Source organism: Nostoc sp. CALU 546, from assembly GCF_048836525.1.
The window spans coordinates 1-9,251 of sequence record NZ_JAWJTF010000173.1; the positions used below are offsets into that span (position 1 = coordinate 1).

The window sequence follows — 9,251 nt, forward strand, 5'->3', positions numbered from 1 at the left end:
TTAAGACTATTGCAAGTATTGCAGTACGTTTTGAACTAGGAGATAAAGAAATAGCAGAAGTGTTTAGAGTAATACCAATTTGAAAAAAGAATGCGACAAATAGACCATTTGTAGAGACGCGATTCATCGCGTCTTTATCCAAGGATGTGTTGCAATCATTAATTGAATTGGTATAATCCGTTTTTTAAACGTGGGAGACTATTCTAGCGACATGAATATATGGAGATGGAGCGATCGCCAGTGAAACAGCGTCAGAATTTAGCACCCAGGAGTCAGGAGTCAGAATTTATAAGGAATCTAGAATAATTAGTATATTTATTCATCAAATGTTTCTCTGATTCTTTAACTATTCTGAATTCTTACGAAACAGCTAATACCTTTATTCTACGAAAACCTCTGCGAGTAACGCTAAATTCAAAATTCCTCATTTCTATGCTCTTGTGTTTGATCAGATGATATCTTTATTTCTGGCAATCTGGAAAACGTCAATTTAGTCTGCGTAGGCGTAGCCCGCCGTAGGTATCGCCCAGATACCCAGATAAAGAAGCTTAGATCATAACCTGCTACGGAGTATCCTCATTTTATAGCAACAAAGTATCTACGTAATTCAAGTCTCTCAAATACATAAAACGGCGAGTTAAAAACATACTTGAAACTAGCCAATGAATTAGTTAAATCATGAAATTTTAAAATTATTTCATGAAAAAAATATAAATTCATTGAAAAAAAATCTCTAAATAATTATCAGATGGTATCCACTATGTTTTATTATATGTATGACTAGTCACTAATTTTTTGGTTATTAGCAAACTCAACAAAGCCTTATGGCTACGCGATTGTCTCAGTCTAAATCGCGGCTTTCAGTGTCTAATCATCAATACAAAAAGATAAATAAGACTTGAATTTAGTAGTCAAAATACAAATATCATCAAACCTTGATTTAAGCAGATATAAATTATTTAAATACGCATCATTTATAAACTTTAAAATACATATTTTTATTCCAAAACCAAAAAACAATGATATGATGAGGAACAATATTTGAAAACACAACAGGCATTTTGAAATTGGAATTATTTGCTCTACTTAATGTCTACTATCTTTCCTCAAGCCAACGGCTGATACTGCCAAGACATCACTGGAGGTTGTGAACGCGATAATAGTTCACAACGAGCCGTATAGCTCAACCTCTAAATGTGGCTACCTACACCTGGTAAGCGATTTCTTTTTAGACCACTCCCAATTATTTTTAGTCACCTTGTGTACTACAAAATAATTCGCCAAAGCTGAAAAAATCATCTTTTTCGAGTAACAGATATCCCAGATGAACCGCGCAAACTAGTTTTTACTCCGAGTCGGCATAATGCCATAATTAGGTGTAAGCAGCTTGACGTTGTTGCTCTTGAAAGATGAGAAAAACTTCAGAGAACTGAAAAGCTTTGTAGATTACTTGCAACACATTTGACTTTTGGGATCTAACCGCCGTCAAGCTGAACTTGGTGATGTATGTAATTTTCCGGTCAGATGCAGGGACAGTTATAGTAACAACGACTAAATCTTCCTGTGTACCAGAAAATATGCGAAAATGGTAGTTTGGACTACTACTGATCTCATAGTTATCGCATACTAATATAGTCTGAAGTGAAGACATCGCCTTCAGCCAGGTGTATACTACCTATTTTCATTCGATTAAAAATTCTGTAAACGTGCTATTCAATTGTCTGTAATATGAGTAACGACATAGATCTGATCAAACGTCTTGACCCCAGTGCGATGGATCAGATCATGCTTTATCTGGCTTTTAGTGCCATGCGGACGAGTGGGCACAGGCATGGGGCATTTTTAGACGCAGCCGCAACAGCAGCAAAGTGTGCAATTTACATGACCTATCTAGAGCAGGGACAAAACCTGCGAATGACAGGGCATTTGCACCACTTGGAGCCGAAACGTGTAAAAATTATTGTAGAAGAAGTCAGACAGGCGTTAACAGAAGGCAAACTGTTAAAAATGTTGGGTTCTCAAGAACCTCGCTATTTGATTCAATTGCCTTATGTCTGGCTAGAAAAATATCCTTGGCAACCGGGGCGATCGCGCGTTCCTGGTAGCAGTCTGACAAGTGAAGAAAAAAGACAAATTGAGCAAAAGCTGCCCAGTAATCTACCTGATGCCCAGTTAGTTAGCTCTTTTGAGTTTCTGGATTTGATTGAGTTTTTGCACAGGCGATCGCAAGAAGACTTGCCACCCGAACACCAAATGCCTTTGAGTGAAGCTTTGGGTGAGCATATCAAGCGCCGTCTCCTCTATTCAGGAACAGTAACCCGCATTGATTCTCCTTGGGGAATGCCCTTCTACGCTCTTACCCGTCCTTTTTATGCCCCAGCAGACGACCAAGAACGTACTTACATCATGGTAGAAGATACCGCTCGGTATTTCCGCATGATGAAAAATTGGGCAGAACGACGACGAAATGCCATGCGCTTGTTGGAAGAACTTGATATTCTTCCAGAAAAAATGGAGCAAGCTATGGAAGAATTGGATGAAGTTATTCGTGCCTGGGCAGATAAATATCACCAAGATGGAGGAATTGCAGTGGTTTTACAAACAGCTTTTGGCGAAAGAGAAGATTAGTACAATTGTGCAAAATTCCAAATTACCAAAGGCGATCAATTAACGTGACTTCGACCAAACTCTCTCCAACTCCTCTCCGTGTTGGAGAAGAGTATTATAGAATTTTTTATTTATTTGAATCAGAATCACCAATAGGGGCGAACACCTGTCATTGGTGTCAACTTAACGCTAAACCTCCCGTCCGCCAGGGATTGTAAATCCCTGTCTCATAGCTAAAGTCATCTGAAGAGGACTTTAGAGCGCGAAAATTTTCAGTCTACTTCAGTAGACTTGAGCAATTAGTCTCTTAATTATATTCCCTGGCGGGTGAACAACACCTAATCAGTACGTTATTTTTGGCTTAAGTTGACACTAATGCACACCTATGCGCCCCTACAATATTGTTTATTGCAAATAATTCAAGTTTTGACTAAGCTTATCTTCAATATATATACTGATTTGTTTTAAATCAAAAGTTAATATCATACATTAGTCACCCAAACAATACTTACCAGTAAAACATTCTAAAAACAACTAAGCTCAAAATGTCTGCAAGGTTCGATACATTGCAGCTTGATGCAGCGCGACCTGTTATCAGCGGGCGATTCCTTTTGGTGTTGTTCCTGGTACAGGTTTTTTATTGGTAACTAATTTTACTTTTTAATGGATTTAGTTTTGTTTAACCGTTTTTATACTTGGCTAAGTCCAAACCATAACATTATTGCCCCAACAAAATTTGATTTATGTTAACCACCTCCACCACTACTGCCCCAGAAGAGAATAACTTAATTCAGTGTGATGCTGATCCCGGATTTATCTCTTGGCTGAGTCAAGCCGGAGGTTCCGTTGCCATCACCACCTACCAAGCCGGGAAACTAGCACTAGTAGGCTGGAATGGACAACAGATTACCATGCTGTTACGCCAATTTTCCAAACCAATGGGATTGGCAGTGAATGGTTCACGTTTAGCACTGGCTAGTCATCACGAAGTCTGTTTATTAGCCAATGCCCCCGCCTTAGCTTATGAGTTTTTAGAAGACCAGCCCGGACGGTACGATGCCCTTTATCTGCCACGGATGACATATTTTACAGGCGACCTGAACATTCACGACCTGGAATTTGGCAGAGAAGGGCTGTGGATTGTCAACACCCGTTTTTCCTGTCTTTCTACCTTGAGTCCAGACTTTAGTTTTGTACCGCGCTGGCATCCCAAATTTATTTCCGAAGTAGTGCCAGAAGACCGTTGTCACCTGAATGGTTTAGCGATGGTGGATGGCAAACCCAAGTATGTGACTGCCCTCGGTACGACAGATACCGTCGGGGGATGGCGACCGGGTAAAGCCAACGGTGGCGTGGTGGTGGAAGTAGAGAGCAATGAAATTATTGTAGATGGATTATCAATGCCCCATTCCCCAATTTGGCATGACGGGTTTTTGTGGTTACTCAACTCTGGTGCTGGGGAAGTATGGCGCATTCATCCAGAATCAGGAGACAAACAGGTAGTCTGTGTACTCCCTGGATTTCTGCGGGGATTGTGCTGCGTCGGGTATTACGCCCTAGTGGGACTATGCCAGATTCGGGAACGGCATATTTTTGGAGGGTTGCCCATTACTCAACGGTTTGAGCAGTTGCTTTGTGGTGTGGCAGTCGTAGATTTGCGAAATGGGCAGCATGTAGGAATGCTGAAATTCACCACAGGCTGCCAAGAACTTTATGATGTGCAGTTTCTTGCTGGTGTACAGCGTCCGATGGTTTTGAATTCGGAACGAAAAGAAATCCGCCAAGCATTTACAGCACCAGAGTTGAACTACTGGTTGCGACCGAGTGCGGTGATACTGTAATCAATAACTTGTCGGGTTTTGGGGGAAAGGGGAATGGGAAAGGGAAAAGAAAAAACCTTTACCCCTTAACCTTTAACCTTTTCCCCAAACCAGATTCCGAGTTAAAAGTGATTAACCGAGAAGTATTGATACTGTAATTGCCTAATCTTTGCTATATGGTCAGCAAAGTTAAATTACCCAGTCAGTTGGAAGCTTTTTCAGGAGGCAGGAGGATGAAGGCAGGAGGCAGGAGGTAACCCACCCTTAAAAGAGTGGGATTGAAGTAAGGACGTTTTATACCTCGCTGCAAGCAGTCCCAGTATAATTATTGCTTTGAACTGGGCTTTAGACCCAGAACTAAAGTTTTAATTGATACTTCTTACCTCCTGCCCTCTGCCTCCTGCCTTCTGCCTTTCTTCGGTAATATATAAGGTTGGGTTTCGCTGTTGCTCAACCCAACCTTGTATCTGAGAAATAGTAGTAGATCAGATGATTTATGTTTTGGTAGTGCCTGAATTGGGTTGGCAAATAGCCAACTCTATATTCAACCTGTATTTTCAATCAATTACACAAAGCACTGTCAATTTAATTAGTGCCGGGTTGTGCTGGAACAAGCGGTTGCGTTGGAAATGGGGTATTCTCGATACTGGGATTTGATCCCGCAGGAATTACGGTAGGCGGTGTAGATGAAGATGAAGCGCCAACAACACTATCATCAGCACTGATACAGGTATCTAACGCTTGAGTAGCGGGAAAGTCTATTTGACTACGCAAGCCAACCACACACTGGCCAAAACGCACGGGTAACAAACTACGTCCACAGTACTCTAAAACTGCCGGATTAGCTTCTTCCTTAGTATTTAAGCTGACGCCAACTACACAGGTAGCTAACTCTTCAGGACGCCGGGCCTTCCCACAAGAAGAAAGGGCATCTGTGGCGGCAATTTGGGTTTCCTTATCAATTTTGACCACGCAAGCAGCAAAATCCCTGGGACGCAGTGCTGCTGCACAAGCCTCTGATGCCGCTTCTGCCGTTACACCCACGCTCAAAAGGCGACCCGCACAGACACTATAATCATTGCTGTAGGAAGCTGCGATCGCTGTATTGGGTAAGATCGTTGTCAACCATCCAGCTATAGCCAAAACTGGTATTGTTAAATTCCTTGAGGTCGAACTGGCTTGTTTGTTCTTCCCTCTGTTAACCACTTTTTTGCTCATTGACATTGCCATTCTCCAAACACCCAAAGTTATGCTAACTTAAATATTTTAAAAATCCTCTGCAATTAAAGAATTTCAGCGGGAGCAAGGTATAGACATAATTATTATGGCGGAAATTGTGTTACTATAACTGTTTGAAAGATAAGTAGGCAACGTAAAAAGTATTTCAAAGTTAAGAATACTACGTAAACCAATCTGATGATTGAGTAGCCTACGAAACTAAATAAACACAAAAAAGTTATGGGCAGGAGTACGGCGTGACAGGTCGGAATTCAGGCTTGGAGGCTAGTTTGTCGGGTTGACCGATTAAAAGCAACTGGCGCAAAAATCGATGCGTCTACCTTGGTGAGATACGTCTTACCTCGGTAAGCAGCTTCAAAAAACCAAGAATCCCCTGATTAAAAATTAGGGGAGTGTCAAAATTGAATGTTTCGGTAAAGTTTAAACAGGATTAGATTAAGGAAACTCATGTCCCGATATAGAGGGCCCCGCCTCAGAATTGTCCGTCGCTTAGGCGACCTACCAGGATTGACTCGTAAAAGCGCTAGACGCGCTTACCCACCTGGTCAGCATGGTCAGAACCGTAAGAAGCGCTCTGAGTATGCTATCCGTCTAGAGGAAAAGCAAAAACTCCGCTTCAATTACGGTTTGACTGAAAAGCAATTGCTCCGCTATGTGCGGAAAGCTAGACGTGTTACTGGTTCTACCGGACAAGTGTTGCTGCAATTGCTAGAAATGCGTTTGGATAATACCGTTTTCCGCTTGGGTATAGCCCCGACTATCCCAGCGGCTCGTCAACTGGTAAATCACGGTCACGTAACTGTTAACGGTCGTGTGGTGAATATTGCCAGCTACCAATGCCGTCCTGGTGAAACAATTGCAGTCAGAGATCGGGCACAATCACGCAAATTGGTGGAAGCTAACTTGCAATATCCCGGTTTGGCAAACCTTCCCAGTCATTTGGAGTTTGACAAAAATAAGTTGGTTGGTAAAGTCAACAGCGTTATTGAGCGCGAATGGGTGGCATTACAAGTTAATGAACTACTTGTGGTTGAGTACTACTCACGACAAGCGTAATATTCATTTGTCCCTAGTCATTAGTCATTGGTCATTTGTCATTAGTTTAGGACTTACGCACAATCCACTAGTCTAAGCAAATGACGAAGGACAAATGACAAAGGACGAAGGACAAATGACTAACCGCCAATTTGCGACATGGTGCGTGTATATGTACCTAAAATGCCAGAATCGCGCCCCTTAAAGTTAATTTCTGGCTTGATTCCGAGTAAATGCCTCACCTGCTCTTGTAATTGAGCGGTGCTAGTGCCAGAACGCAGAGCAGTTTTTAAATCTATTTGACCAGTTTCATTTAATAAACAGGGACGCAGCCAGCCATCCGCACTCAGGCGCATCCGGTTACAGCGATCGCAAAAACATTCTGACATTTGACTAATAAATCCCAGTGTTCCCTTCGCACCGGGAATTTTAAATACATCAGCAGGGCCAAAACCACGAACTTGTGATTCTGTCAAGCCCCAGCGATCGCGGATTTGTTGCCGTAAATCGGCTGAAGATACCCAACCGCGATCGCCAAATAAATGCACATTGCCAATGGGCATAAATTCGATAAATCGAACGTGCCACTGTTTTTCAATCGTTAAGGCGGCTAAATCTAGAATTTCGTGGTCATTCACACCTGGAATCACCACCACATTCAGCTTCAGTGGGTCGAATCCAACTTGATGAGCAGCTTGAATTCCCTGCCAAACTTGTTGCCAACGAGAACGTCCCTGATTACCAATAATTTGATCAAAAATGTCAGGATCAAGAGAGTCCAGACTAATATTAATTCTTCGCAGACCAGCATTGTAGAGGTTTTTCGCCATCGGAGCCAGTAAAAAACCGTTGGTGGTCATTGAAAGGTCTTCAGTTTGGGGAAAAGATGCGATCGCTCTTACCAAATCCACCACACGGGGACGCAATAATGGTTCACCCCCAGTCAAACGAAACCGATTAAAACCTACTGGAATAAATACCTCTTGAATTAAGGTGAGCAACTCCTCATCAGTTAACAGCTGTTGCTTGAGAATATAGTCCAGTTCTACTCCCTCTGGCATACAGTATTGACAACGAAAGTTACAGCGATCGATTAAACTAATGCGGAGGTAGTCTACCTGGTTCATTGTTTTATTTTTATTCTCTCTGATCAAGGAAAGACCTCACTGAGGTGGTTTACCCCTTCATACTATATTTGTTGTAATTCAAAATACCGCACTCCCCCTTAAGTGAGAGTCCGCAGATTGTGGCATAATAAGCCGATCGCATCCACTAGTTAGTCATCAATCGTGCAAGATACCGACTCCATCAACGACCTTGCTGCTGCGTTACTACAGCCAGCAGATATTAGCTTTGAACTGCCCGATCCAGAAGATGAACAGATTTTAGAGTCAGATTTTCAACAGCAGCTCGAAATAGCTTGGCAGGTATGCGATCGCTTTGATTTGCAAACTGAAATCTGGCGGGGGCGAATTTTACGGGCGATCCGCGACAGAGAGAAAGTCGGTGGCGACGGACGCGGTACTGGTTTTCTGCGATGGCTAAAAGAGCGGGAAATCAGCAAAAGTCAAGCATACTCCTGGATTCAACTGGCGAATAGTGCTGATAGTCTGATCGAAGACGGTAAACTTGACCCTGGTTCTGTGAACAATTTCAGTAAACGGGCATTTGTGGAAACCTCCAAAGCATCGCCAGAAGTGCAACAGATGGTGAGTGAAGCCGCCCAAAAAGGCGATCGCATCACCAGGCGAGAAGTGCGACAACTCAGCGATGAATGGACAGCCATGTCCTCAGATTTATTACCCGAAGCAGTCAAGGAAAAAGCAGCAGATAACACCCTTCCCCCCCGCTACATTGCCCCACTGGTGAAGGAAATGGAAAAACTGCCAGAATCGCATCAAAAGTTTATCCAGAAAGAAATTGCTGCTAATCCTGATGTGGATACCCTCAAACAGGTAACTACCGAAGCGCGTAACTTAGCGAAATATCTCAAAGGTGCGGCTCAAGTTCAGGCGCTAACGCAGGAAAATGTTGATATTGAAACAGCCTTAGAAGAAGCGCAAAGAGTCGGCTGTTTGAGCATTGCTGCTGATTTGGTAAATCAAGCATCGCAGATTGAACAAACGATCGCTAAATTGTATATGACTTGGAAACGGATCGGTAATTTAGCAGATCGATTATATGTAGATACTGGTGCAAGTACACCCAACTTGCGATCGCTCCTCACTTGCTTGGAACCTCTGGGTGGTGAAATCATGGAATTGCAGCTTAGTGGAGCGACTGAACACACTGTACGTCTGCAAATTCAGGAGACGAGTTAGGGAATAGGCATCGCGCATGGCCGCGAAGTCAAAAGGGCGGTTAGAAACCCCGTCTACACCGACAAAACCCACCTCCGTGGGTTTCAAACCCTCAATTTCCCCTTAGTCCGCGGATACAGACTTCGTTTGTGTAGCCGCGAATTGAAATTCGCCTTGGCTATAATACCAATTCTCCAAAATGAGGAAACAAATGTAAATCAGGAAAGTTCACCCGCCAGGGATTGTAAAT

General features: G+C 42.8%; 7 protein-coding genes. 4 read left to right on the top strand and 3 right to left on the bottom strand.

All coding sequences use genetic code 11. From position 1 onward, the window contains the following. Positions 1-1,372: 1,372 nt before the first annotated feature. Positions 1,373-1,651, bottom strand: a complete 279-nt coding sequence (locus RRG12_RS40675) for a hypothetical protein (RefSeq protein ID WP_069071267.1) — start codon at positions 1,649-1,651, stop codon at positions 1,373-1,375. 77 nt (positions 1,652-1,728) lie between these two features. Here RRG12_RS40675 and hetR point away from each other — a divergent pair, with 77 nt between their 5' ends. Further along, positions 1,729-2,628, top strand: a complete 900-nt coding sequence (gene hetR / locus RRG12_RS40680; protein ID WP_069071266.1) for a heterocyst differentiation master regulator HetR — start codon at positions 1,729-1,731, stop codon at positions 2,626-2,628. A 722-nt stretch (positions 2,629-3,350) separates the two neighbouring features. Then, complete coding sequence (locus RRG12_RS40685) at positions 3,351-4,448, top strand: TIGR03032 family protein (RefSeq protein WP_420763108.1); 1,098 nt, start codon at positions 3,351-3,353, stop codon at positions 4,446-4,448. 564 nt (positions 4,449-5,012) lie between these two features. Here the strand turns inward: RRG12_RS40685 and RRG12_RS40690 are convergent. After that, positions 5,013-5,651: a hypothetical protein gene (locus RRG12_RS40690; RefSeq protein WP_420763109.1), complete on the bottom strand. Its 639-nt coding sequence runs from the start codon at positions 5,649-5,651 to the stop codon at positions 5,013-5,015. Positions 5,652-6,113: 462 nt separating this feature from the next. Here RRG12_RS40690 and rpsD point away from each other — a divergent pair, with 462 nt between their 5' ends. Then, positions 6,114-6,722, top strand: a complete 609-nt coding sequence (gene rpsD, locus RRG12_RS40695) for a 30S ribosomal protein S4 (protein ID WP_069071263.1) — start codon at positions 6,114-6,116, stop codon at positions 6,720-6,722. A gap of 119 nt (positions 6,723-6,841) precedes the next feature. Here the strand turns inward: rpsD and moaA are convergent, their stop codons facing one another. After that, the gene (moaA, locus tag RRG12_RS40700; protein ID WP_069071262.1) at positions 6,842-7,828 is read right to left on the bottom strand and encodes a GTP 3',8-cyclase MoaA; all 987 of its coding nucleotides are present in this window, start codon (positions 7,826-7,828) and stop codon (positions 6,842-6,844) included. Positions 7,829-7,990: 162 nt separating this feature from the next. On the opposite strand from moaA, the gene RRG12_RS40705 reads away from it, so the two are divergent. Beyond that, positions 7,991-9,022, top strand: a complete 1,032-nt coding sequence (locus RRG12_RS40705) for a hypothetical protein (protein ID WP_069071261.1) — start codon at positions 7,991-7,993, stop codon at positions 9,020-9,022. Positions 9,023-9,251 lie beyond the last annotated feature (229 nt).

Bases quoted from the DNA above. Each gene is read 5' to 3' on its own strand.
- RRG12_RS40685 (WP_420763108.1), top strand. From the start codon at position 3,351: ATGTTAACCACCTCCACCACTACTGCCCCAGAAGAGAATAACTTAATT.
- rpsD (WP_069071263.1), top strand. From the start codon at position 6,114: ATGTCCCGATATAGAGGGCCCCGCCTCAGAATTGTCCGTCGCTTAGGC.
- moaA (WP_069071262.1), bottom strand. From the start codon at position 7,828: ATGAACCAGGTAGACTACCTCCGCATTAGTTTAATCGATCGCTGTAAC.
- RRG12_RS40675 (WP_069071267.1), bottom strand. From the start codon at position 1,651: ATGTCTTCACTTCAGACTATATTAGTATGCGATAACTATGAGATCAGT.
- RRG12_RS40690 (WP_420763109.1), bottom strand. From the start codon at position 5,651: ATGTCAATGAGCAAAAAAGTGGTTAACAGAGGGAAGAACAAACAAGCC.
- hetR (WP_069071266.1), top strand. From the start codon at position 1,729: ATGAGTAACGACATAGATCTGATCAAACGTCTTGACCCCAGTGCGATG.